The sequence below is a fragment of the Advenella mimigardefordensis DPN7 genome, assembly GCF_000521505.1.
GTDB lineage: Bacteria > Pseudomonadota > Gammaproteobacteria > Burkholderiales > Burkholderiaceae_B > Advenella > Advenella mimigardefordensis.
Genome location: NZ_CP003915.1, coordinates 2,206,664 through 2,232,297 on the forward strand (window position 1 = coordinate 2,206,664; position 25,634 = coordinate 2,232,297).

The window sequence follows — 25,634 nt, forward strand, 5'->3', positions numbered from 1 at the left end:
GGTGTCTATTTCTGCGTAGTCAGATTGTTGATTGCGGTTAGCAAGTCGCGTTTAAACTGCATCTGGGTGCGAGGATTATCCAGGGCATTACCGCCCAGAATGAAAATATCCTCGACGCGGTCTCCCAGCGTCATGACTTTGGCCATTTGCAGGTTGATCTGGTGGCGCTTGAATGTATTGGCAAGGGCATAAAGAATACCGGGACTGTCCATCGCTGTAATTGATAATCGCCAGTATTGACTGTTCTCATCGGGTGAAAGTTCAATAAGAGGTACCAGCGGGAACGTGCGCGAGCGGCGAACATTGGCACCCACCACATAGCGATTGCTTTTGAGGGTCAGTGGTTCATTTTGTGCGGGCAGTGGCTCGTTCAGCCGGTTGCGCAAGCCATGTTCGATCAGCGGCACATTGGAGCGGATATCTGCATCAATGGCCGCGCTATCGACCACAAAGCTATCCAGTGCGTAACCCTGGCGTGTCGTGTGAATGCGGGCATCCAGAATGTCAATGCGCTGTTCGTAGAAATATGAACAGATCTGCTCGAACAGATCGGGGCGATCAGGCGTGTACACCATGACCTGGATGCCTTCGTTATTCTCGGTTGGACGAGCGCGCACTTCGGCTCCCACCTGCGGCAGCATGCGATACAGAAGGCGGGTATGCCAGGCGATGTCGCGAGCTTCGTGTCGCAGAAAATAAGCCACATCCAGGGTATTCCAGAACTGGTCCCGGTCTTCGTCGCTGATTCCCGAAAAGCGCACGAGCGCGATGGCATCGTTCTTGCGTTGCGTTAATATCGATTGCCGGTCAAAGACGTTGCTTCCCAGTGCGGTCAGTGTGTAATGGTAAAGGTCTTCCAGCAGTTTACCTTTCCATGCATTCCAGACTTTGGGGCTGGTGCCACGGATGTCGGCAACAGTAAGCAGGTACAGTGCGGTCAGACGTCTTTCGGTGCCGACAATATCGGCAAACTCCTGAATGACCGAGGGCTCCGACAGATCCCGCTTTTGCGCGAAGGAAGACATGGTCAGGTGCTGCTCAACCAGAAACTCCACCAGTGCACGGTCGTCCGGATCCAGATTGTGGTCGCGGGCGAACTTGCGCACTTCCAGTGCCCCCAGCGTGGAGTGATTGCCACCACGGCCTTTGGCAATATCATGGAACAGGGCGGCCACGTACAGCAGCCAGTGCTGATCCATGTCGGCGATGAGCCGGCTGGCCAGCGGATATTCCTGGGCGTGTTCCGGCATGGTAAAGCGACGTATATTGCGGATCACCATCAAGGTGTGCTGATCAACGGTGTAGACGTGAAACAGGTCATGCTGCATTTGCCCCACAATTTTCCGAAACACCGGAATGTACTGGGGCAAAATACTCAGCATGGTCATTCGCCTGAAGCTGTGCACAATGCCGGTAGGCTGCTGTAGTATTTGCAGGAACAGCCATTTATTGACCGGATTGCGGCGAAACTGGGCGTCGATTCGATGACGTGAACGCCAGATCTGGCGTTGCAGTTTGGCCGACATGTCATTGACTTCCGGGTGCTGCTGCAGCACCAGAAACGCCTTCAGAAGCAATTGCGGCTTGCGCTCGAAGGCATCGTCTGCGACCAGATCAAGCTGCTGGCCAACACGGCAAAAATCTTCGTCGATCAGGACGCTGCAGTCTTTGACCGGGAAGAAATGCTCCCGAAAACTTTGCATCATGATGTGATTCATCAGATACACAATTCTGGCCGCCCAGTAGTAGCGCTGCATGAGAATTTCGCCAGGGCGTCGCGTATCCTTAGCCTTGATGCGGTACACGTCGGCCAGTTGCGGCTGGGTATGGAACATCAGGCGATCATCACGTTTACCCGCCAGCAGATGCAGGTCTATGCGCAGCCGCTTGAAAGCCTGTTCGGCCTTGGCGCATTTGGCCGCCTCATCGGGCGTCATCATGTCATGCGCGACCAGATCGCGCCAGCTGCCGGACAGGCCGGCGGCAAGGCTCACCCAGCGAATCATCTGCAGATCGCGCAGGCCGCCGGGAGACTCCTTGCAATTGGGTTCAAGTGAATAGGGGGTTTCGTTGTAACGTGCGTAGCGCTGTTGCAACTCAAGTTGCTTGGCCAGAAAGAAATCCTGGGGATTCAACTGTTCACGGAAGCGGGCTTCCAGTGTCGTCACGAGCTTGCGATTGCCCAGGATAAACCGCAATTCAAGCAACGCGGTTTCAATCGTGATGTCGGCGGCGCTCTCGCTCAGGCATTCATCAATGGTTCGCACGCTATGGCCGATATCCAGACCCAGGTCCCACAAAGCGGATACAAATTGTTCAAGCAGCGCTTTGTCGCTGTCCTTGGGCGGTTGCTGTAACAGGATCAGCAGATCCACATCCGAGTACGGGTAAAGCTCACCCCGGCCATAACCACCGATGGCACACAGGCTGGCCCCGGCGGGTAGGGGGAAGCTGGCTACCAGTTCCTTCATGGCCTGGTCGGTGCATTTTCTGAGCGCTACCAGCAGTGAATCCGGACGCGACCTGTCCTGACGGTAGGTGTCCAGCACCTGCGTTTTCTGTTCCTGCAGGCGGTTGCGAATCGCGATAGCCGGGCTCACAGTGTTCATAAATGTCCTTCGGGCCTAATAGCGCGCTAAATTGGCGTGCAAAACCGGCAGTATCAGGAAAGACCTTTAACGAAAGCGGGCGGGGCCGGCATACCTGGCGAGCGGGTCAATACATCGTAGCCGTTTTCGGTGACGATCAGCGTATGCTCCCACTGTGCAGACAGGCTATGATCACGCGTGACAACGGTCCACTGGTCTGCCAATACCCGCGTTTCCCTGCGGCCGGCATTGATCATGGGTTCGATCGTGAATACCATGCCCTGTTTCAGTACGAGGCCTTCGCCGGGTTTGCCATAATGAAGTACTTGCGGGTCTTCGTGAAAGCGCTGGCCAATACCATGTCCGCAATATTCCCTGACCACGGAAAAACCATTGCTTTCGGCATATTTTTGAATCGCGTGGCCGATATCGCCCAGAGTTGCACCCGGGCGAACCTGTTCAATGCCCAGCCACATGCAGTCATAGGTAATCTCGGTCAGGCGCCGGGCCAGAATGGATGGCGCACCCACATAGAACATGCGGCTGGTGTCGCCGAACCACCCATCTTTGATGATCGTCACGTCAATATTGAGTGCATCGCCCGATTTGAGCTTTTTGTCACCCGGGATGCCGTGGCAAATGACGTGGTTAACCGAGGTGCACACCGCGCCGGTAAAAGGCGGGTAGCCAGGGGGCTGGTAACCGATAGTGGCCGATTCAACGCCCAGCTCTTTCATGAAATCGTGACATATCCTGTCGATATCGCCGGTCGTGATGCCTGGCTTGATGTGCGGTGCGATATGGTCAAGGACCCTGGCGGCATCTTCGCAGGCTGCGCGCATGGCATCAATGTCTTGCTGATTTGTGAGTGTGGCCATAACTACTTGAGTAAATGAGTGAAATAATAGTAGAATTATAGGCTTTCCCGGGATTGTTTGCCTATCTTTGGTAAAAGCCGTCGTTTAACAGGTGGTTCAGCAGGGATCTGGCAGATATTTATAGCAGCGTTATAGCAGCGGGTATTTAGCAGGTGTTTATAGAAGCAGGCATTCGAAGTAAGCATTCAGGATCTAGGTATTTCAGCAGGTTAGCGAAAGCACGGCTGAGTAGTCAGTAGCCTGATTTTTGCCTGATCTTAATAGCCTGATTGTTGCACGAATATGTGGCAACGACAGATACCTGGGAATTGTTGCGGGAAAATGCTGAAAAATGTCAGTGTAGTCTGTTTTTTTATTTTAATAGCGCGCCGTTTTTCCTAGGGTGTTGATTATATACAACAAAATCAATATCAAGACGGTGCTGGAACTTAACCCTTTGGAGTTATAAATCATGTCATTAATGCGTGAAATGCTTGAAGCTGGTGTGCACTTTGGTCACCAGACACGTTACTGGAACCCTAAAATGTCTCAGTACATTTTTGGTCATCGTAACAAAATCCATATTATCAACCTGGAAAAAACCGTTGCCAACTTTCTGGAAGCCCAGAAATTCGCACGCCAGATCGCTGCACGTGGCGGTAACGTTCTGCTCGTGGGTACAAAACGCGCTGCACGTGAAATCGTTGCTGAAGAAGCTGCTCGTTGCGGCATGCCCTACGTAGACAGCCGCTGGTTGGGTGGCATGATGACCAACTTCAAAACGGTCAAAACATCCATCAAACGCCTCAAAGACATGGAAGCCGCTATTGCTGATGGTAGCAAAGAGCGCATGAGCAAAAAAGAAGGCCTCATGTTTGATCGCGAACTGGACAAGCTGAACAAGTCTATCGGCGGCATCAAAGATATGAACACGCTGCCTGACGCACTGTTCGTGATTGACGTTGGCTACCACAAAATTGCTATTCAGGAAGCCCGCACACTGGGTATCCCGGTTATCGCTGTTGTTGATACCAACCACTCTCCTGACGGCGTTGAGTACGTTATCCCTGGTAACGATGACTCTGCCAAAGCGATCGCACTGTATGCAAAAGGCATCGCAGACGCCATTCTGGAAGGTCGCGAGCAAAACCTGAACGGCGTGGTTGAAACCATCGTCGAGGGTGAAGAAGAGTTCGTCGAAGAAGTTCCGGAAAGCAACTAAGCTTTACTGCAGCACAATGCGCCCGTCGCTCACGGGCGCATTCGTCAAAACCGTCAATAATCGCAGCGCGGTTTGCCGTCATCATGTCATCCGCGCCTGCTATTGTCACCGTTTCGAGTGGCACGGGCCTGTTCCGGGTCGCTTCTCTTTCCTGCCTCATGGCAGGATCGTTTAATACATTTAACTGGAGTTATCATGGCTGTGATTACCGCCTCAATGGTCAAAGAGTTACGGGAAAAAACCGACGCTCCCATGATGGAATGCAAAAAAGCCCTCTCCGAAGCAGAGGGCGATATGGCGCGAGCAGAAGAAATTCTGCGTGTCAAACTGGGTAGCAAGGCCAGCAAAGCTGCGTCACGTGTTACCGCTGAAGGCCTGATTGGTCTGTATATTGCCCCTGATGCAAAAAGCGGTGCCGTTGTAGAAGTCAATTGCGAAACCGACTTTGTTGCCAAAAATGAAGATTTCATCAGTTTTGTCAATAGCGTTGCCCAGTTGATCGCAGAAAAAAACCCTGCTGACGTCGTTGCGCTGGCTGACTTGCCAATGGGTGAGGGTACTGTTGAAACAACCCGTGCCGCACTGGTTGGTAAAGTGGGTGAAAACATGGCCATTCGTCGTTTCAGCCGTTTCGAAACAGAAGACCAGCTGGCCAGCTATGTTCATGGCGGCCGTATTGGCGTTCTGGTTGACTACAAGGGTGATGCTGAAGTTGGTAAAGATCTTGCCATGCACGTTGCCGCAACCAAGCCTAAAGCGCTGGACGCATCAGGTGTAGCGCAAGCCGATATCGACGCAGAGCGCTCTGTTGCTGAGCAAAAAGCGGCTGAATCAGGCAAACCCGCCGAGATCGTTGCCAAAATGGTTGAGGGTTCTGTCGCTAAATTCCTCAAGGAAGTAACCCTGATGAACCAGCCTTTCGTTAAAAACGACAAGCAAAGCGTTGAGCAAATGCTCAAAGAGAGAAAAGGCGCAATCAGCCGCTTTTCTCTGTTCGTGGTTGGCGAAGGTATCGAGAAAAAATCAACTGACTTTGCCGCAGAAGTTGCTGCGGCAGCTGCCGGTAACTAATTTCTCGTTATTACGGTCGCGTTTTTCCTGGTACAGGAAAGCGCGTCCCGTAATATTCCGGCCATATAATACAGGCCACCTGATCCCTTACGGGTTATCAGTCCAAAGCATCCCCTTTTAAGGGGATTCTTTTTGAATTCCGTAAATGTGGTAGCCAGAGTGGTTACAATAGCGTGTCAATTTTCTAAGGTAGTTCGGCCATGAGCAGCAAATACAAACGTGTGCTTTTAAAACTTTCGGGTGAAGCATTAATGGGCGAAGACGCCTACGGAATCAACCGCAGTACCATCAATCGCATGACCGGTGAAATTGCCGAGGTTTCGCGTATGGGCGTGGAGCTGGCCATTGTCATTGGTGGCGGTAATATTTTCCGCGGTGTTGCGCCCGGCGCACAGGGCATGGACCGTGCAACCGCTGACTACATGGGTATGATGGCTACCGTCATGAATGCGCTGGCGTTGCAGGATGCACTCAAAGGGCACGGCGTCGTCACCCGCGTACAATCTGCCCTGAATATCGACCAGGTCATCGAGCCGTATATCCGCCCCAAGGCGTTGCGCTATCTGGAAGAAAACAAAGTTGTCATATTTGCAGCAGGCACCGGCAATCCCTTTTTCACAACTGACACGGCTGCCGCATTGCGAGGCGCAGAAATTGGAGCAGAGATCGTCCTGAAAGCAACCAAAGTTGACGGTGTGTATTCAGCTGACCCCAATAAAGATCCCACTGCGACCCGCTATTCCCGTATCAGCTTCGACGAAGTGATTACGCGTCGCCTGGAAATTATGGATGCCACGGCGTTTGCGCTGTGTCGCGACCAGAAACTGCCCATCAAGGTGTTTTCCATCAACAAACCCGGGGCGCTTGCCCGCGCGGTTTGCGGTGAAGATGAAGGCACGCTCGTACACGTATAAAGGATAGAAATGAGTATCTCCGAATTGCAGAAATCGGCTGAGAGCCGTATGAACAAATCACTGGACACGCTGAAAACGAATTTGTCCAAAATTCGCACCGGTCGTGCCACTGCCGGCATTCTCGATCACGTTTCTGTGGACTATTATGGTTCTGCCGTACCTGTCAGCCAGGTGGCGGCAGTCAATGTGGTCGATGCCCGCACCCTGAGCGTTCAGCCCTGGGAAAAGCAGATGGCTGGCCCTATTGAAAAGGCAATTCGTGAATCCGACCTGGGTCTCAATCCGGTGTCCATGGGAGATAGCATCCGCGTTCCTATGCCCGCCTTAACAGAAGATCGTCGTCGTGATCTGGTAAAAGTGATCAAAAACGAAGGCGAAGACGCCAAGGTGGCGGTCCGCAATCTGCGCCGTGATGCGAACGACGGCTTTAAAAAATTGCTCAAGGATAAAGACATTTCCGAGGACGACGACCGTCGCGCCCAGGATGTCATCCAAAAGCTCACCGATCGCTTCGTTGCTGAAATCGACAAGATCGTTGCGCAGAAAGAAGCTGAAATCATGACGGTTTGATCGTGCCGGTACTTTTTTACGGCATTGTTTATAACTGAATAGATCAACTCATGAAATCAAGTTCCACACTCTGCGTTCCGGAGACCGGCAGCATACCCAGGCACATCGCCATTATCATGGATGGCAACGGGCGCTGGGCAACCCGCCGGTTCATGCCCCGAACGGCCGGGCATGCCAAAGGGGTGCAGGCGGTACGAAGGGTGGTGGAATATTGCGGTGCCAACGGCATTGACTACCTGACCTTGTTTGCATTCAGTTCAGAAAACTGGCGCAGGCCGCAGGAAGAGGTGTCGCTGCTCATGAAGCTCTTTGTGCAGGCGCTGGAAAAGGAAGTGTCTCGCCTGAACAGCAATAATGTCCGGCTGCGGGTCGTGGGTGATCTGTCGCCGTTCGAGCCTTATTTACAGAAACTGATCCGGGACGCTGAAGCCGTGACCAATGGCAATAGCGGCCTGACACTGACCATTGCGGCCAACTACGGCGGCCGCTGGGATATCCTGCAGGCATTTCGCAAAATGTTGCAGGCTCATCCGGAACTGGCCCAGGAGACAGAGCAGGTATCCGAGCAAATGCTCAATGAATATCTGTGCATGCACTGGGCGCCGGAACCCGACCTGTTTATCCGTACAGGCGGCGAAAGCCGTATTTCCAATTTTCTCGTCTGGCAGCTTGCCTATACCGAATTGTATTTTACCGACTGTTACTGGCCTGATTTCGGTGCCAAAGACATGGATCGGGCCATAGAGTGGTATCGTGGGCGGGAACGCCGATTTGGCCGGACCAGCGCGCAAATTTCGGATGATTCCCCGTCCGCCTGAAGGAGAGCGCATGTTATTGCAGCGCATCATTACTGCGGTCGTTCTGTTGATCGTTCTGTTGCTGGTTACCGTGTTTTTGCCACCAGTCAGTTTTCGCGTTTTCATTGCCATCGCCAGTGCGATTGCTATGTGGGAATGGCTGCGCTTAACCGCTACGGCCAGCGCGGCCCGAATGATTGCCCTTGTTTATCTGATTGCGGCCGGATGGGTAGCGATCTCCGGGTTTGATGATATAGCGGTAGTCGGACCCGGTGCCGCAATTCCAGGGGCGCCATGGGCTGGCTGGATGGGGCAGATGGCCACTGCTGTTGCTGCATTGGGCGCGCTGTTCTGGACTGTGGTGGTGCCCTTTATTCTGAGTCGTGCTGATACGCAGCGTACAGCGGCGAGTACGCTCATCAGCTTGGCTGCTATCATTATCGTTGGCGGCAGCGCGCTGGCGCTGGCCATGCTGCACCAACAACATGGGGCCTGGTTCATTTTCTCGTTTCTGGCCGTTATCTGGTGCGCAGACACCTTCGCCTATTTTGGCGGCAAGCATTTCGGCGGAGCCAAACTGGCGCCTGCCATCAGTCCGGGCAAAACCCGATCTGGTGCGATCTGCGGTTTGGTTGCGGCGGTTATCTGGATGCTGGCCACCATGTTTATCGAAGGCAGTTTTGCAGCGTACGTGCACCAGTATTTTCCCGCTGTTGTGGTGTTGTTGGTGGGTGCGGTGCTGGCTATCTATTCCATGATCGGCGATTTGTTTGAATCGCTGATCAAGCGCCGTGCCGGCGTCAAGGATTCAAGCAATCTGCTGCCTGGGCATGGTGGCTTCTGGGACCGGTTTGATTCGATCCTCTCGGTTACGCCGCTGGTGCTTGCCCTGTGGATGCTGATCCGGCATTATTATTAAACGGCGCTCGCGCCCAAACACTTTTCCGGAAAAGAAGATCCATGCAGAATATTACGATTTTCGGAGCAACCGGCTCGATTGGTGACAGTACGCTTGATATTGTGCGCCGCCATCCAGATAGGTTCAGTGTGTATGCACTTAGCGCCCAGCGACGTATGCAGAAGCTGGCGCAGCTTGCGCTTGAGTTTGGGGCCAAAGTTGTGATCGTTCCCGACGTTGCTGCGGTTGATGTGTTTCGCGCGAACTGGCCTGCCCATCAGGCGCTGCCAGAGATCAGGATGGGCGAACGGGGGCTGTGCGAAACAGCCCGGGATCCAGAAACCGATTGTGTGGTGGCGGCGATTGTAGGCATCGCCGGCCTGGCATCGGCATTTGAGGCGGCGCAGGCGGGCAAGCGTATTTTACTGGCCAACAAAGAGGCGTTGGTTGCTGCGGGTTCGCTGTTTATGCAAACGGTACAGGCCCATAACGCGCAGTTATTGCCTGTGGATAGTGAACACAATGCCATTTTCCAGTGCCTGCAAAATGGCCGGGAACAACAGCACATACAGCGGCTTATTCTTACTGCCTCGGGCGGCCCGTTTCGGAATACGGCTATAGAGGAACTGGAGCATGTGACGCCGGAACAGGCCTGTCGTCATCCTAACTGGAGTATGGGGCAGAAAATATCCGTAGATTCGGCTACCATGCTCAATAAAGGCCTGGAAGTGATTGAGGCGCATTTTCTGTTCGGCTTGCCTGCCGACAGGATCGATGTCGTTATTCATCCGGAAAGCACCGTCCACTCCATGGTCGAGTTTATTGATGGGTCTCTATTGGCCCAACTGGGTAATACGGATATGCGCATCCCGATCTCTTATGTAATGGGATATCCGGAGCGCATCGATAGCAATACGCCTGCCTTTGATTTGCGCAAGCTGCAGCAACTGAATTTTTCGCTTCCCGATTTTGGGCGGTTTCCCTGTCTGAAACTGGCGTTTGAAGCGTTACGTGCAGGCCAGGCCGAATGCATTGCCCTGAATGCAGCCAATGAGATCGCTGTCGCTCATTTCCTGCAAGGAGGGCTGCGTTTTACCCAAATCGCCCAAGTGATTGAGCAGGCGCTGAACTGGCAAAGCGGTCAGGACAGCGCTATCGGTCACATTGATGATGTTTTCCAGCTAGACCTCCTGGTTCGCGAACGCGCCAGGGCGTTTTTACCTGCTTCAGTCTGATTATTATGCTCTCCAGTATTGTATTTTTCATCATTACGATCAGTATCGTCGTTGCTTTTCATGAATTGGGGCACTATCTGGCCGCAAGAGTGTGCGGCGTGTATGTGGAGCGGTTTTCGCTGGGCTTTGGTAAGGTGCTGCTTAGTCGACGCGACAGGCATGGCACCGAATGGGTTATTTCGGCGCTGCCGCTGGGTGGGTACGTCAAGCCGCAGGCCGAACCCGAGGCGGGCGCCATGGGCCGGCCGGGTAGGGGAGCCATGAGTGAGAAGTCGCCCTGGCAGCGTATGCTGATTTTTGCAGCAGGGCCTGCCTTCAGCCTGCTGCTGGGCATTCTTATTTATTCTGTCATGTATATGGCAGGCAGTAATGTGCCGAAGGCAATACTGGGCGCGCCGGAAAATGGAACGCCGGCGCAGGTCGCGGGTGTGAAGAAAGGAGATCAGGTGGTCGGCGTCAATGGTACCACCATCCATTCCTGGACCCAATTGCAGCAGCAGTTGCTGGAGCCCATGATTCTGGGGCAGTCTGTCACCTTGCAGCTGCGTGCTCAGAACAATACCGATAGAGATGTGACGATTGCCTTACTGCCGGCGCCTAAGGATCTTGAAGGGGTGAATTTGTCCAGACTGAACGGACTGGATATTGATGCGCCGCCCCCCGTAGCAGCGCAGGTGATTGCCGGCGGTGCCGGCGAGGCAGCCGGAATAAAACAGGGTGATGTCATTATGCAGGCAGGCAGCCGCGTGGAGCCGGATGCTCGGGCGTTTATCGAAGAAATCGAGCGAAACGGCGGGCAGCGGGTGCCCCTGGTTGTGCTGCGCGATGGTCAGCGCCTCACCCTGGACGTCACGCCTCGCCCGACGCAGGGCACGGATGGCGTATCGCAGGGTAAGATCGGCGTAGCGCTGCAGTCCGGGTATCCAATGACATTCGTACGCTACGGCGTATTTGAAAGCGTGGCGCTGGCTACGACACGTACACTCGATACTGCCTGGTTTTCGGTAAAAATGCTGGGCAAAATGCTCATAGGCCAGGTGTCCTGGAAGAATATCAGCGGACCGGTCACCATTGCCGATTATGCCGGCAAGTCTGCCAGTCTGGGGCTGGAGCGATTCGTGGAGTTCATCGCCCTCATCACCATCAGTATCGGTGTACTTAATCTGATTCCTATCCCCGGTCTGGATGGTGGGCAAATGCTATTTGCGTTTTTCGAGATCCTGCGGGGCCGTCCCTTGCCGGCATTTGTGCAGGAGAAGGGGCTGGCGGTGGGCTATATGCTGCTGCTGGCTCTGATGGTCGTGGCATTTCTCAATGATGTTATGAGAATTACCGGGTAACATCTGTATGGCCTCTAACGTACTAACATACAAGGATTTTGCTGACAAGACGCTGCGTTCTGACATACAATTTAGCGCTTATGCATATCCGAATCCACAAGGAAAGTCCGAATGTCTTTGAGACAGCTTAGTTCAATGAAAAAGAAAGCGATCCCGGCTCTGGTCGCAATGCTCATTCTTCCGCAGGCATCTTTTGCATTTGCACCATTCGTGGTGCAGGATATTCAGGTAAGGGGTTTACGCAGTACTGATCCGGCAACCCTGTTCAATTACGTTCCGGCCCGTGTGGGCAAACAGTTTACAGAAGCAGAAGCGACAGACTCGGTCAAGCGGCTTTTTGCTACCGGGCTGTTCAATGACGTCAATATTTCCACGCGCAATCGGATTGTGTACGTAGATGTGGTAGAACGTCCGGTCATTTCATCGGTCACGTTCGATGGCATGAAGGCCTTTGATAGCAAAACCATTACCGAAACACTGTCGGGCGTGGGCTTCGGCGCAGGGCGCGCATACGATGAAGCCCTGCTTGAACGAGCCAAAAACGAAATTCGGTCGCAATATGTTTCAAAAGGTCATTATGGCACAGAAGTCACTTCAGCAATTACGCCATTGCCCAATAACCGGGTCGGCATCAGCTTCAATGTGCAGGAAAGCGGTATCTCGCGTATTCGTGACATCCATTTTGTAGGCAATGAAGCCTTCTCCGAAGGCACGTTGCGCGATCAGATGGACATGACCACACCCGGCTATATGACCTGGTATACGGGCACGGATAAATATTCGCGTGAAAAACTGGATACGGATACGGAAAATATTCGCAAATATTACCTGGATCGCGGCTATCTGGATTTCTCCATGGATTCGCCACAGGTCAATATCACCCCCGATCGTGAAGATATATCGATCAACCTGACCGTCAATGAAGGCAAGCCTTATAAATTGCGCAAGGTGCAACTGGCGGGTAACCTGATGGGGTTGAATAATGAGCTGCAGGCATTAATCGTACCTAAGCCCGGTGAAACATATAGTGAAGAACGGGCGAAAGAAACGACCGATGCCATCAAGAACTATCTGGGTGGCCTGGGGTACGCGTTTGCCAACGTAAATGCCAATCCGGTAACCGATAAGGAAACCCAGGAAGCCGATCTGACCTTTTTTGTCGACCCCGGTCGTCGCGTATATGTAAACCGTATCGATATTGGCGGTAACGTGCGCACGCGTGATGAAGTCATCCGACGCGAAATGCGCCAGCAGGAAGCCGGCTGGTACGATGAAAACCGTTTGTCCCAGTCCAAGGACCGGATCAATCGTCTTGGTTATTTCAACAGCGTCGACGTGACACAGATGCCGGTTGCCGGTACCGACGATCAGGTTGATGTGAATGTGGACGTCAAGGAAAAGCCGACCGGCCTGATCAATCTCGGTGTCGGTTATGGTACGACAGACAAACTGTCATTTACTGCCGGTATCAGCCAGGAAAATATTTTTGGTTCCGGCACCGATCTTGGTTTGCAGGTAAACACCAGTAAACGCTATCGTAATATCAGCCTGACCCATACCGATCCGTACTGGACAACCAGCGGCATCAGTCGCACCACTTCGCTGTACTATCGTACCGAAACGCCGCTTAACTATAACGTTGAGCAGGATGAGGATTCCTATCGCACCCGCACTATCGGCCTGGGAATGAACTTTGGAGTACCCATTTCCGAGAATGACCGGATCATCCTGGGTGCAACCTTCGAAAACAGCAAAATCAAGTTACCAAGCGAAGATTCCGGCTATCTGATTCCTAAGGCCTATCGGGACTTTGTGGATGATTATGGCGAGTCTACTAATGTCCTGATGCTCAATCTGGGCTGGAGAAAAGACACCCGTGACAACGCGCTGGCGCCAACGCGCGGTTATCTGAGCTCCGTACAGGGTACATTGGGCGTAGGTGATCTGAAATATTACATGTTAAGTGCGCAGCAGCAGTATTACCTCCCTCTGGGCAAGGACTATACGCTGGCCTTCAATCTGAGTGCCGACTATGGCCGCTCACTGTCTAAAGACAAGCCGTTCCCGGTCATCAAGAACATTTATGCCGGTGGTATTGGCTCGGTACGTGGCTATGAGGGCGCTTCTCTGGGTGCCCGCGATCCGGTTTCAGGCGATTATCTTGGCGGTTCAACCCGGGTGGTTGGTAATGTCCAATTGTATCTGCCGTTCCCTGGTACACATAATGACCGTTCATTGCGCTGGTTTGTCTTTGCCGATGCTGGCAGGATTGGCACAACAGGGAAGTCAACCTGCACGACCGGTAATGCTGATGAAGGTGGAATTGTCGAGGATCCATGCGGCTGGCGCTATTCGGCTGGTGTAGGTTTGTCCTGGCAGTCCCCGCTGGGGCCACTGGAAATTTCCTATGCGCATCCGATCAGACCCAAGCCTGGCGATAACAAGCAGAAGTTCCAATTCCAGATTGGTACTTCATTCTAATTCTATTGCCGCGAGTAGTCTGTTGTAACACGTCTGCAGTCGCCTCAGGTGGGCGACAGACGTCATCGCCTGCTTTTTAACGCTATAATCAATTTTTTCTCTGAAGGTTAATGTATATGAGTTTTAGCTTGGCACATACGAAGTTCAACAAACGCACAATTAACCAGTTGCTTGTGGCTACTGTGCTCGGCGTTTCTGCATCTTCTGTTGCATTTGCACAAACTGCCGGCAAAGCTGCTGACAAAAAACCGGCGAATGCCTCTTCAGCACCGGCTGCGGCTGACAGTGCTCCGGTTTCCAATATCAAAATCGGTTTTGTCAATACAGAAAAAATTCTGCGTGATTCCGCACCAGCCAAAGACGCCCAGACCAAAATCGAAGGTGAGTTCAAAAAACGCGACGCTGAACTTCAGAAGCTGGCCAGTACGTTGCGCACCAAGTATGAAAATTTCGACAAGAACGCGCCTGTCATGTCTGATGCAGACCGCACCAAGGCCCAGCGTGAATTGTCCGATCTCGATACCGATCTGCAGCGCAAGCGTCGTGAATTTCAGGAAGATTTCAACCGCCGTCGCAATGAAGCCTTTTCCGGCATTGTCGAAAAGGCAAATGCAGCGATCAAAAATATTGCTGAAAAAGAGAATTACGACCTGATTGTGCAGGATGCGGTAACCGTCAGTCCGCGTATTGACATTACCGATACGGTTATCAAAGCTCTCGATAACGGTAAATAAGCATGGCGCAGGATCCAGAGACTGTTCAAGCGGTAACGCTGGACCGCCTGCTTAGCGCAGCCGATACACAGGGTCTGGAGTGGGAAATAAAAAATCCGCAGGGCAGGGCGATGCCGGTCATCACGGGTATCGCCTCCCTGACGCATGCCGGTGCGCAGTCAATCAGCTTTCTGTCCAATCCCAAATTTTTTGAACAATTAGCGACGACAAAGGCGGCTGCGGTCATGCTGCCCGCCCGGGCGCTTGAGCATCTCCCATCACATACGCCCTTTCTGGTAGTATGTTGCGAAAATCCATATCTGCTGTATTCACGCCTGAGTCAATGGTTTGAGAAACAGCGTATTGCCCGGCTTGCGCGCACGATCCATCCCACAGCCGTCATTCATGAAAGCGCCCGCATTGGCAATAACGTTGCCATCGGCCCGCATGCGGTGATCGAAGAAAACGTACAGATTGCCGATGGCGTGACCATTGGCCCTTCCTGCGTCATTGGCCGCCAATGCGAGATTGGCGCTGATAGTCTGTTACATGCCCGTGTAACCTTGTATGCAGATGTCCGCATGGGCGCGCGCTGCATTATCCATAGCGGTGCCGTGCTGGGGGCCGATGGCTTCGGTTTTGCCCCGGATGCAACGCAGGAGCCGGGTGGCTGGTCCAAAATCGTTCAATTTGGCGGTGTGACGCTCGGGAACGATGTCGAAGTCGGCGCGAACACCACGATTGATCGCGGTGCACTGGATGATACCGTCATTGGCAATGATGTGAAGCTGGACAATCTGATCATGATCGGGCACAACGTACAGGTTGGAGACCATACTGCAATGGCCGGTTGTGTCGGCATCGCCGGCTCCACAACCATAGGCAAGCGCTGCACTATTGCGGGTGCAGCCATGCTCGCAGGCCATATTACGCTGGGCGATGATGTGCATATTTCCGGCGCCAGCGGCGTGATGTCCGACATTCGCAAGCCGGGGCGCTATACCGGTGTGTACCCGCTGGCCGAGCACTCAGCCTGGCAGAAGAATGCAGCGGTTCTGCTGCAGCTTGCCCAATTGCGTCGTCGCATTCGCGCGCTGGAAAAGGCATAATATCCGGCCGATCGTCGAAGCCTCGCTATTTTCCAGCGAAATTGTCTAAAATACCCCCATCCCTATAACCATCGATTTCAATTACAGGATTATTCATGCAAGTAGATATTCAAGGCATTATGGCGCGGCTTCCACATCGCTATCCGATGCTGCTTGTAGACAGAGTCCTGAAAATGGTGCCGGGTAAAAGCATTATTGCCATTAAGAATGTGACGGTAAATGAGCCATTTTTCAACGGACATTTCCCGGGTCGGCCGGTCATGCCTGGTGTGCTTATTATAGAAGCGATGGCCCAGGCTGCGGCTATCTTTTCCTTTGCAGAAGAGGATGGTTCCTGCAAACACGATATTTCACGCAAGGCCTACTATCTGGTCGGCGTAGACGGTGCGCGTTTTCGCAAGCCTGTCATTCCTGGAGACCAGCTTCAACTGGAAGTTACTGCTGACCGTATCAGCAAAGTCATCTGTAAATACAGTGCACGTGCCACCGTCGACGGGGCAGTTGTAGCCGAGGCTGCGATCATGTGCGCAATTCGTGATCTGGACGAGCAATGACCAAACTTATTGATCCCACCGCCATTATTCATGATGGCGCAAAGTTACATCCTTCCGTGCGGGTAGGTGCCTATTCCGTCATTCACGCCGATGTCACGATTGGCGAAGGCACCGTTGTTGGCGAACATTGCGTCATCGACGGGCTGACCACGATCGGCAAAAACAACGTGTTCTATCGTTTTTGTTCTATTGGTGGTAATCCGCAGGACAAGAAATATTCCGGTGAAAAAACCTCTTTGGAAATTGGCGATGGCAATACCATCCGCGAGTTTGTGACCATTAACACCGGTACGACACAGGACGTAGGCACAACACGCCTGGGCGATGATAACTGGATCATGGCATACGTTCATATTGCCCACGATTGCCAGATCGGCAGCCACACCATCCTGGCCAATTCCGTTCAGCTGGCCGGTCACATTCATATCGACGACTGGGCTATTGTCGGCGGCAGTTCTGCTGCGCATCAGTATATTCATATCGGCGCCCATTCCATGACTGGTGGCATGAGTGCGATTCGTCAGGATATTCCACCCTACATTCTGGGCGCAGGACAACCTTATCGGCCAGCCGGCATCAATTCCGAGGGGCTCAAGCGCCGTGGCTTTACGCCAGAACAGATTCACGCCATCAAAGACGCCTATAAAATCATTTATATGCGCAAGCTGAGCACCATTGAAGCGACAGAAGAAATCGTTCGCTATCAGAAAGATCATCCCGATACTGCCAGCGTGCTGGAGCCGTTTGTACACTTCTTCGAAACAGCCTCGCGGGGCGTCAGCCGGGGATGAGTCTGGTATTGTCAATGGTGGCGGGCGAGCCTTCGGGTGATCTGCTCGCCTCCAGGATCATACAAGGCATACGCGCGCGTGATTCGGGGCTGCAGGCGTCCGGCATCGGCGGTCCCGAGATGCAGCAGCAGGGAATGCAACTGCACTATCCGATGGACGATTTGTCCGTGTTCGGCTACGTGGATGCGTTAAAAAATCTTCCCCGGCTTATTCACACGTATTTGCGCTTTCGATCCTCCGTATTAAAGCTGCGGCCCGATGTCTTTGTTGGTGTCGATGCGCCTGATTTCAATCTGCGGCTCGAGCATCATATTCGCCAGCGCGGTATTCCTACGGTTCATTTTGTGGGTCCATCCATCTGGGCCTGGCGTTACGAGAGAATTCACAAGATCCGTGAGGCAGTTTCCCATATGCTGGTGCTGTTTCCTTTTGAAGAAGAAATCTATCGCAAGGAAGGCGTACCGGTCACCTACGTGGGCCATCCGCTGGCGGCCCAGATCCCTGTCCAACCCGATAAACTGCAGGCACGTTTGCGCCTGGGCCTCGAACCGGACGGAAAGGTACTGGCTATTTTGCCGGGGAGCCGGGCTTCGGAAGTTGCCGAACTGGCCCCGCGTTTCCTGCAGGCGGCCAGCCTTCTGCAAAAAGAGGATCCTGCGCTGCGGTTTATTGTGCCGCTGGTTAACGAGGCCCGTCAGGCACAATTTAACGTGATTGCCCAGCGCTATCCGGTGAAAAATCTGCACTGTTTTCGCAATCGTGTGGCTGACCATCCCATCGCCTGGGACATTATGGAGGCCTGTGATGCTGCACTGGTTGCCAGTGGGACGGCGACGCTGGAGACAGCCCTGTTTCAGCGGCCCATGGTTATTTCTTATGTACTCACGCCGCTGATGCGCCGGCTGATGGAATGGAAGGCCGGGCAGGATGGCCCCTCGCTGCCATGGGTCGGCTTACCCAATGTTTTGCTGCGTGAATTTGCGGTGCCCGAGTTGCTGCAGGAGGCCGCCACGCCGGCCAATCTGGCTAGCGCCTGCGTTCGGGCACTGACCGACACCACGTATATAGCACAAACTGAAGAAAAATTTCGTCAGCTGCACCGCGAGCTCAATCGCGACACGGCAAGACTGGCAGCGGAGGCGATTCTTGCGACAGCCCAACGCTGACCTGCCCCTGTTCGGTAATCTGCCTCTACCACGCATGACGGCGGGTATCGACGAAGCGGGCAGGGGGCCGCTGGCCGGGGATGTCTTTGCGGCTGCCGTTGTTTTGAATCCGGAGCGGCCAATTAGCGGACTGGCGGATTCAAAAACACTGTCGGCCGCCCGACGTGAAAGCCTTGCACTGTGCATTCGTGAAGAAGCCCTTGCCTGGTCCATCGCCAGCGCCTCTGTGGCGGAAATCGACCAGTTAAATATTCTGGCTGCGACAATGCTGGCAATGAAGCGCGCTCTTGAAGGGCTGACAGCCTCCGGGGAACGACTGACAGCAGAGCTGGCCCTGATTGATGGAAACCAGGTGCCTAAGGGTCTGGGTGTTCCATGCCACGCGGTGGTAAAGGGTGATACCCTGCATGCCTGCATCTCAGCGGCCTCTATATTGGCAAAGACAGCCAGGGATGCGCAACTGCTGCAATTGCATGAGCAGTATCCGCAGTATGCATTTGACCAGCACAAGGGATATGGCACTGCGCTGCATCTGGCGCGCCTGAAAGCCCACGGCCCCTGTCCGGTGCACCGCAGCACGTTCGCCCCGATCCGTAAACTGATAACGGTGCAGACAAGAGAGGGTATTTTGGCGTAGAATCGGAACTACTCTCTCCACATCCACGCGTTCGAATTGTTAAATCGAGCGTTAATGTCTGTAAATGGGCTGCAGAATGCACCGAAAATCGGTTTTTCTTCCTGAAACGTGCACTAAATAAAACATTGCATTAAATTGACACGTAGCTGAAGCCTATTACCAGTACAATATGTATTGCCTATTTGCGGGGATACCCGACATGAAAATTACATAATGGAAACGAAATTTACTCCTATTGCGCCCGATGCAGAATTGCCACACCGGAAAATTATTCGCAGTTGGCTGATTCCCATCTCGCAACAGAATACGTTTCGCGCGTTTCTGCTGCTGTTTGTTGATTACACCTTGTTGCTGGCCCTGCTGGCCGGTACGATCTTTCTGTCGGCCTGGTGGCTCAAGCTCATTTGTGCGCTGGTTGCCGGTTTTGTGATTGGTCGTCTCTTCATCATTGGCCATGATGCCTGCCACCAAAGCCTGACACCGCACCGCAAGCTCAATAAATGGATTGGCCGTCTCGCTTTTCTGCCGGCCGTGTCGCCTTACAGTTTGTGGGATGTGGGACATAATGTGGTTCACCACGGTTTTACCAATCTCAAGGGTATGGATTTTGTCTGGTGCCCCAAGACAAAAGAAGAATACGACGCGCTTTCTCCCATGCGGCGCTTTATGGAGCGGGTGTATCGCGGCCCGCTGGGCGCGGGGATCTATTACATTATAGAGATCTGGTGGAACCGCATGATGTTCCCCACAAAAGGTTATATGGGTACCCAGCGCAAAGTGTTCTTCTGGGATGGCCTGCTGGTTAGTATTTTTGGCCTGGCCTGGCTTGGCGGCGTGCTTTATGCCGCCCATGCAACCGGACAGTCGGCATTGTTGCTGGTGCTATGTGCCTGGTTCATTCCACTGTTGTTCTGGTTTTACATGATCGGCTTTGTGGTTTATATCCAGCACACGCACACCCGCGTGGTCTGGCATGATAACCGTGCCGTCTGGGCCAAGGCGCAGCCGTTCGTTTCAACGACTGTGCATATGATGTTCCGCTTCAAGTTCGGCGCCCTGATGCACCATATCATGGAACACACTGCACACCACGTTGATATGAGTATTCCCCTGTACAAGCTGAAGAAGGCGCAGAAAACGCTGGAAGAAATGTTGCCCAGCCGAATCGTGATTCAGATGTTCAGCTGGTCGTGGTATTTCCGTACCATCAAGGCGTGCAAGCTCTACAACTACCAGGAAAGATACTGGACTGATTTTGACGGTAACAAATCGCCCGACGTCGTTTAAATAAAGTGCAGACAAGCTGGTTTGGTCTGCAACGGAAATGCGTTAATATCCCTGCTTAAGCAGGGATATTTTTTATGAAAAACATTCAGTCAAAAGACAATCTGGTGGTCCGGCAGGCCATGAAGGTCGCGGCGGGACGGGACAAGACCCGCATCCTGCTCGAAGGTGTGCACCTGTGTGAAGAGTGGCTGAAGCGCTATGATCCACCCGAGTCGGTATTGGTGCAAGCCTCTGCGGTCGATCGACCGGAGATTGCCCGTCTGCTGGCGATCACCGATACGGCCCGCCAATATCTGCTTGCCGACGCCTTATTTAATGCGATTGCCACAGTCCAAACCCCGCAAGGCATCATGTTTGTCGCCACGCGTCCCGTTCCTGCGGCCATCAGCCGGCTGTCAACCACCGCCTTGTGGCTGGACCGTCTGCAGGATCCAGGCAATTTGGGCACGATTCTGCGTACGGCCGCTGCCGCTGGTGTCAAGGATATATTGCTGTCAGCAGGCTGTGTTGGCGCCTGGTCTCCCAAGGTATTGCGTAGTGCGCAGGGCGCCCATTTTGCACTGGATATTTACGAGCACCAGCATTTTCCGGATATCCGGGACCGGCTGGATATGCCGATACTGGCATCGTCGCTTGTGCCCGGCGCGCGCAGCCTGTATGAGGACGCGCTGCCCGCGGCCTGTCTGTGGGTTGTCGGCAATGAAGGGCAGGGTGTTCATCCCGATATCCTGACGGTTGCCGACCAGTGTATCTTTATCCCGCAAAGCGATGCAGTGGAGTCGCTCAATGCCGCCGTTGCGACGGCGATTCTGCTATTCGAGCAGCGCCGCCAGCATATGCGCGGCTGATTGGTTGCGTTGTCAATCCTTGCAACGCCGGACCTTGCAAGGCCGATCGCTGCCATCTGGCGCGGGCCTTGCGGCGGAACTTCAATAGGAGCCTGTCGACGGAGACTTAAGACCCAGTATCTGGATCACCGTTGTAGAAATTTCTTCAATGGATTTGGTCGTGGTCGATAGCCATTCTATGCTTTCTCGTCTCATCAGGCGTTCGGCTTCGCCGACCTCATATAAACACTGCTTGATCGACGCATATTGACTGTCAGGCCGACGTTCGTTTCGAACCTCGGACAGGCGATCCGGCTGAATGGACAGGCCGAACAGCTTGTTGCGATAGGGGAGCAGCGTCTTGGGCAGCGCGCCACGCTCAAAATCCTCGGGAATCAGAGGGAAATTGGCCGCCTTGATGGCATATTGCATGGCCAGGTAAAGACTGGTGGGGGTTTTTCCACAACGTGACACTCCCACCAGAATAACGTCGGCCTCTTTCAGGCCGTGCACGAACTGGCCGTCATCATGGGCAAGGGTAAAATTGATCGCCTCAATACGGTTGCGGTATTGTTTGGAGCTGGCGCTCAGATGTGACAAACCGATGGTTGGGCGGGATTTGGTGTCCAGTGCTGTTTCAAGCTGGCTGACGCAGGCCCCGAAAATATCCAGAAAAATACAATTGGACTGCTGTACGACAGCCAGGATTTCAGGTTTGACCAGGGTGCTGAACAGCAGCGGTGGCGTGTTTTCTTCCAGGGCAGTGGCGTTGATTTTTTCGGCGACCTTGGCTGCCTTTTCCTCGGACGTAATAAACGGTTCGCGTAATAGCGTGAAATCAAAATCCGCGCTAAATTGCGACAGTACCGAGTGACTGAAGGTTTCTGCCGTAATGCCCGTGCCGTCTGATACGATGAATACCGTCCGTTTTTTTTGTGATTCTGGCATGTTCCAATTTGATCCTGTGAGTGTAGAAAAAGACGGTACAATCATGGTACTTTGTACCTGGCCGATAGTTTCAGGCTTATTTGATTAGAAAATTGCGCATTTTTTAATCAAATAAGCTTTCATTTTAATCTAAGGGTGACTTAAATGTCGTATGTTGTTCCATTCGAGAAACTCCGCATGTCGGATGTTGACTCAGTTGGCGGGAAAAATGCCTCGCTTGGCGAAATGATTAGTCAGCTGGCCAGCGCCGGGGTTCGTGTACCTGGCGGTTTCGCCACCACTGCCGATGCTTTCCGCGATTTTCTCAAATCCTCCGGGCTGGACAAGCGCATCGCTGATCGTCTTAGCTCACTGAACCCGGAAGATGTTCGCGAACTGGCTCAGGCCGGTGCCGAAATCCGCAACTGGATTACAGAGGCGCCATTTTCTGAAGAATTCGAAAAGCAGATTCGTCAATCCTACGCCGAGCTGGATGCCGATGGCAAGGGTTCATTTGCCGTACGTTCATCAGCGACTGCTGAAGATTTGCCCGATGCCTCGTTTGCCGGCCAGCAGGAAACCTTTCTGAACGTAGCGGGTATTGATGACGTGCTGGATAAAATCCGCCACGTTTTCGCCTCCCTGTATAACGATCGTGCGATTTCCTACCGTGTTCACAAAGGCTATGCGCATGCAGACGTGGCCTTGTCTGCCGGTATCCAGCGCATGGTGCGTTCCGACAAGGGTAGCGCCGGTGTGATGTTTACGCTGGATACCGAGTCTGGCTTCAACGACGTTGTGTTCATCACTTCCTCCTACGGACTGGGTGAAACGGTTGTGCAGGGCGCCGTCAATCCCGACGAATTCTATGTGTTCAAGACCACACTGGCTTCTGGGAAATACCCGATCGTGGGTCGCCGCATCGGCTCCAAACTGATCAAAATGGAATTCAACGGGGAGCGCAAGCCCGGCGAAAATGCCGTCAGTACCGTCGAAGTACCCGTTTCCGAACGCAATCGTTACTCACTGACTGATGACGAAGTGATTGAGCTGGCACGCTATGCGGTCATTATCGAGAAACACTACCAGCGCCCTATGGATATCGAATGGGGTCGCGATGGTATCGATGGCAAACTGTATATTCTGCAGGCTCGCCCCGAAACAGTGAAATCCCAGCAAACCGGTAGTGACGTTCAGTTGCGCTACAAACTGAAAGCAACCGGCAAGGTGCTGATCACCGGTCGTGCCATTGGTCAGAAAATCGGCTCTGGCAAGGTCCGAGTGGTTTCAGACATCAATGACATGGATCAGGTCCAGGCTGGCGATGTGCTGGTCACTGACATGACAGACCCGAACTGGGAACCGGTCATGAAGCGCGCTTCGGCCATTGTCACCAATCGTGGCGGTCGTACCTGCCACGCGGCCATTATCGCCCGTGAACTGGGTATTCCTGCTGTTGTCGGTTGTGGTACAGCGACAGAAGACCTCAAAGAAGGTGCTGAAGTCACTGTTTCGTGCGCAGAAGGTGACGAAGGCCGGATTTACGACGGTTTCCTTGAAACCGAAGTGGAAGAAGTCCGTCGTGGCGATATGCCCGAGATTCCGGTCAAGATCATGATGAACGTGGGCAATCCACAACTGGCTTTTGACTTTTCCCAAATCCCTAACGGCGGGGTGGGTCTGGCGCGTCTGGAATTTATCATCAATAACAATATCAATGTGCATCCCAAAGCGGTGCTGGATTATCCGAACATTGATGCCGAACTTAAAAAGGCAGTGGAATCAGCTGCACGTGGCTATGCCAGCCCGCGTGCCTTTTTCGTCGAAAAACTGGCTGAAGGTGTTGCAACGATTGCCGCTGCATTCTATCCCAAACCCGTTATCGTTCGTCTGTCCGACTTTAAATCCAATGAGTACCGCAAGCTGGTAGGCGGCTCTCGCTACGAGCCCGAGGAAGAGAACCCGATGCTGGGCTTCCGTGGTGCTTCACGCTACATTGCCGACGATTTCGCAGAATGCTTCCGCATGGAATGTGAAGCACTGCGCTTTGTTCGCGATGACATGGGTCTGACCAACGTCGAAATCATGGTGCCATTCGTGCGCACGCTGAATCAGGCAGAAAAAGTCATCGGCCTGCTGGCAGACAACGGTCTGAAGCGCGGTGAAAACGGCCTGCGCGTCATCATGATGTGCGAAGTCCCATCCAACGCCATCCTGGCCGACCAGTTCCTGGAGTATTTCGATGGTTTCTCTATCGGTTCGAACGACATGACTCAGCTTACACTGGGACTGGATCGTGATTCCGGTATGGAACTGCTGGCTGCCGATTTCGACGAGCGTGATGAAGCGGTGCAGTTCATGTTGCAGCGGGCGATCCAGGCATGCCTAAAAGCCAATAAATACGTTGGTATTTGCGGACAGGGCCCCAGCGATCATCCTGATCTGGCCGTATGGCTTAAAGAGCAGGGTATTCTGACCATGTCGCTGAACCCTGACACGGTTGTTGACACCTGGCAGAAACTGGCCAGTTAACCCGGCCATTGCCAATGCGCTGTCTCTGGGTAGCGCATAGCGGCCCAGAGCGGTCATTATTGCCACTACGGCATTAACGGGCACCTTCTTTTCTGGTTGTAGATCAGAAAATGGGTGCCCGTTTCATTGGGCCTGCCAATCCCGGACGGGAGCGGGCTTTTTTATCGAATGCGGCAGCGACTTACGGTACACTTAGGTTTTACCCAGTATTCAGGAAAATACACGTGAGCGAACTTATTATTGAAGATGTGACCGAAGGAAGTGGGCCAGAGGCTAAAAGCGGCCAACAGGTGTCGGTACATTACACCGGCTGGCTTAAAGACAACGGACAGAAATTTGACTCCAGCAAGGATCGTGGTCAGCCATTTTCTTTCCCGCTGGGTGCCGGCCACGTCATCAAAGGCTGGGATCAGGGTGTGCAGGGCATGAAAGTAGGCGGTACCCGCAAGCTCACTATTCCGGCAGAGCTGGGGTATGGTACGCGCGGTGCAGGTGGCGTTATTCCACCTAATGCAACGCTGGTGTTTGAAGTGGAATTGCTCGGTATCAATTGATAGTAGCCGGGAGTGCGGTAGTCAGCGCCCGACTGCCGTACTCCTGCATGCGGACCATTGTGGTGCGCATCTATTGCAGGAAAGCAATTATGTGGATCTGGTTTGTTGTTGCGGCCATCGCACTTATTCTTGAGCTGCTCACCGGTACTTTTTTTCTGTTGCTGGTTGCTGTTGCCGCTGCCGGCGCGGGCGTAGTGACCTGGCTGGGTGGCGAGCTTGCGTGGCAACTGCTTGCTTTCAGTGTACTGGGCATTGCAGGATTTTTTATTCTCAAATCCAGTGGCCTCATGAAACGTGGCTCGCGTCATGGCGCGAGTCGGAATACCGATCTCAATCTGGATATCGGCCAGATGGTACAGGTCACGGATTGGTCTCCCATCAACACAGCCGAGGTCCATTACCGCGGCGCGAAATGGCAGGTACGGCTGGACCCCGCGGTGAATGGCAAGCCTGCTCCCGGTGGCTATCGCATTGTCGATATTGACGGCATCGTGTTCATCGTCACACCGGTATCGGAACGACCCCTAACATCAAGCAGCTCGTAGTTCAGGAGTCCTATTATGA

Annotated in this window: 23 protein-coding genes; 20 read left to right on the forward strand and 3 right to left on the reverse strand. The window is 53.4% G+C overall.

Annotation, left to right across the window (positions count from 1 at the left end; genetic code table 11):
- Positions 1 to 5 precede the first annotated feature (5 nt).
- Positions 6 to 2,609 carry a [protein-PII] uridylyltransferase gene (locus MIM_RS10155; protein ID WP_025372646.1) on the reverse strand — a complete coding sequence of 868 codons (2,604 nt, stop codon included), beginning with the start codon at positions 2,607 to 2,609 and terminating at the stop codon, positions 6 to 8.
- 53 nt (positions 2,610 to 2,662) lie between these two features.
- Positions 2,663 to 3,466, reverse strand: a complete 804-nt coding sequence (gene map / locus MIM_RS10160) for a type I methionyl aminopeptidase (protein ID WP_025372647.1) — start codon at positions 3,464 to 3,466, stop codon at positions 2,663 to 2,665.
- Positions 3,467 to 3,917: 451 nt separating this feature from the next.
- Between map and rpsB the strand changes: the two genes are divergently transcribed.
- From rpsB to MIM_RS10245, 17 genes are all read left to right on the forward strand, one after another.
- Entirely contained in the window at positions 3,918 to 4,667 is a 750-nt protein-coding gene (gene rpsB, locus MIM_RS10165) for a 30S ribosomal protein S2 (RefSeq protein WP_042070204.1), read from the forward strand.
- 195 nt (positions 4,668 to 4,862) lie between these two features.
- Positions 4,863 to 5,738, forward strand: a complete 876-nt coding sequence (gene tsf, locus MIM_RS10170) for a translation elongation factor Ts (RefSeq protein ID WP_025372649.1) — start codon at positions 4,863 to 4,865, stop codon at positions 5,736 to 5,738.
- Between the two features lie 200 nt (positions 5,739 to 5,938).
- Complete coding sequence (gene pyrH, locus MIM_RS10175) at positions 5,939 to 6,652, forward strand: UMP kinase (RefSeq protein WP_025372650.1); 714 nt, start codon at positions 5,939 to 5,941, stop codon at positions 6,650 to 6,652.
- Between the two features lie 9 nt (positions 6,653 to 6,661).
- Complete coding sequence (gene frr / locus MIM_RS10180) at positions 6,662 to 7,222, forward strand: ribosome recycling factor (protein WP_025372651.1); 561 nt, start codon at positions 6,662 to 6,664, stop codon at positions 7,220 to 7,222.
- Between the two features lie 50 nt (positions 7,223 to 7,272).
- Positions 7,273 to 8,040 carry a polyprenyl diphosphate synthase gene (gene uppS, locus MIM_RS10185; RefSeq protein ID WP_025372652.1) on the forward strand — a complete coding sequence of 256 codons (768 nt, stop codon included), beginning with the start codon at positions 7,273 to 7,275 and terminating at the stop codon, positions 8,038 to 8,040.
- A 10-nt stretch (positions 8,041 to 8,050) separates the two neighbouring features.
- A complete protein-coding gene (locus MIM_RS10190; RefSeq protein ID WP_025372653.1) occupies positions 8,051 to 8,938 on the forward strand; it encodes a phosphatidate cytidylyltransferase in 888 nt (295 codons plus the stop codon).
- Positions 8,939 to 8,979: 41 nt separating this feature from the next.
- Positions 8,980 to 10,152 carry a 1-deoxy-D-xylulose-5-phosphate reductoisomerase gene (gene dxr, locus MIM_RS10195; RefSeq protein WP_025372654.1) on the forward strand — a complete coding sequence of 391 codons (1,173 nt, stop codon included), beginning with the start codon at positions 8,980 to 8,982 and terminating at the stop codon, positions 10,150 to 10,152.
- A 5-nt stretch (positions 10,153 to 10,157) separates the two neighbouring features.
- Entirely contained in the window at positions 10,158 to 11,492 is a 1,335-nt protein-coding gene (gene rseP / locus MIM_RS10200) for an RIP metalloprotease RseP (protein WP_025372655.1), read from the forward strand.
- A 111-nt stretch (positions 11,493 to 11,603) separates the two neighbouring features.
- Positions 11,604 to 13,973, forward strand: coding sequence for an outer membrane protein assembly factor BamA (gene bamA, locus MIM_RS10205; protein WP_025372656.1), 2,370 nt, complete (start codon positions 11,604 to 11,606; stop codon positions 13,971 to 13,973).
- 116 nt (positions 13,974 to 14,089) lie between these two features.
- Complete coding sequence (locus MIM_RS10210) at positions 14,090 to 14,707, forward strand: OmpH family outer membrane protein (RefSeq protein ID WP_025372657.1); 618 nt, start codon at positions 14,090 to 14,092, stop codon at positions 14,705 to 14,707.
- Positions 14,704 to 15,795 (forward strand): UDP-3-O-(3-hydroxymyristoyl)glucosamine N-acyltransferase, encoded by a 1,092-nt coding sequence (gene lpxD / locus MIM_RS10215; RefSeq protein WP_025372658.1) that lies wholly within the window; start codon positions 14,704 to 14,706, stop codon positions 15,793 to 15,795. Before MIM_RS10210 ends, lpxD begins: the two co-directional genes overlap by 4 nt.
- A gap of 95 nt (positions 15,796 to 15,890) precedes the next feature.
- Positions 15,891 to 16,349 (forward strand): 3-hydroxyacyl-ACP dehydratase FabZ, encoded by a 459-nt coding sequence (gene fabZ, locus MIM_RS10220; RefSeq protein ID WP_025372659.1) that lies wholly within the window; start codon positions 15,891 to 15,893, stop codon positions 16,347 to 16,349.
- Positions 16,346 to 17,140, forward strand: coding sequence for an acyl-ACP--UDP-N-acetylglucosamine O-acyltransferase (gene lpxA, locus MIM_RS10225; RefSeq protein WP_025372660.1), 795 nt, complete (start codon positions 16,346 to 16,348; stop codon positions 17,138 to 17,140). The genes fabZ and lpxA overlap by 4 nt, the downstream gene beginning before the upstream one ends.
- A complete protein-coding gene (lpxB, locus tag MIM_RS10230) occupies positions 17,137 to 18,306 on the forward strand; it encodes a lipid-A-disaccharide synthase (RefSeq protein ID WP_025372661.1) in 1,170 nt (389 codons plus the stop codon). Before lpxA ends, lpxB begins: the two co-directional genes overlap by 4 nt.
- Positions 18,287 to 18,943 carry a ribonuclease HII gene (gene rnhB / locus MIM_RS10235; RefSeq protein ID WP_025372662.1) on the forward strand — a complete coding sequence of 219 codons (657 nt, stop codon included), beginning with the start codon at positions 18,287 to 18,289 and terminating at the stop codon, positions 18,941 to 18,943. The genes lpxB and rnhB overlap by 20 nt, the downstream gene beginning before the upstream one ends.
- 213 nt (positions 18,944 to 19,156) lie before the next feature.
- Positions 19,157 to 20,230 (forward strand): fatty acid desaturase, encoded by a 1,074-nt coding sequence (locus MIM_RS10240; protein WP_025372663.1) that lies wholly within the window; start codon positions 19,157 to 19,159, stop codon positions 20,228 to 20,230.
- A gap of 74 nt (positions 20,231 to 20,304) precedes the next feature.
- Positions 20,305 to 21,078, forward strand: a complete 774-nt coding sequence (locus MIM_RS10245) for a TrmH family RNA methyltransferase (protein WP_025372664.1) — start codon at positions 20,305 to 20,307, stop codon at positions 21,076 to 21,078.
- Between the two features lie 81 nt (positions 21,079 to 21,159).
- On the opposite strand, the gene ppsR is transcribed toward MIM_RS10245, so the two are convergent.
- Entirely contained in the window at positions 21,160 to 22,005 is an 846-nt protein-coding gene (gene ppsR / locus MIM_RS10250) for a posphoenolpyruvate synthetase regulatory kinase/phosphorylase PpsR (protein ID WP_025372665.1), read from the reverse strand.
- A 144-nt stretch (positions 22,006 to 22,149) separates the two neighbouring features.
- Between ppsR and ppsA the strand changes: the two genes are divergently transcribed.
- The 3 genes from ppsA to MIM_RS10265 all read left to right on the forward strand — a co-directional run bounded on the left by ppsA (position 22,150) and on the right by MIM_RS10265 (position 25,615).
- Entirely contained in the window at positions 22,150 to 24,516 is a 2,367-nt protein-coding gene (gene ppsA / locus MIM_RS10255) for a phosphoenolpyruvate synthase (protein WP_025372666.1), read from the forward strand.
- Positions 24,517 to 24,740: 224 nt separating this feature from the next.
- Positions 24,741 to 25,070, forward strand: a complete 330-nt coding sequence (locus MIM_RS10260) for an FKBP-type peptidyl-prolyl cis-trans isomerase (RefSeq protein ID WP_025372667.1) — start codon at positions 24,741 to 24,743, stop codon at positions 25,068 to 25,070.
- 89 nt (positions 25,071 to 25,159) lie between these two features.
- Positions 25,160 to 25,615 carry an NfeD family protein gene (locus MIM_RS10265; protein WP_025372668.1) on the forward strand — a complete coding sequence of 152 codons (456 nt, stop codon included), beginning with the start codon at positions 25,160 to 25,162 and terminating at the stop codon, positions 25,613 to 25,615.
- The last annotated feature ends 19 nt before the right edge of the window (positions 25,616 to 25,634 follow it).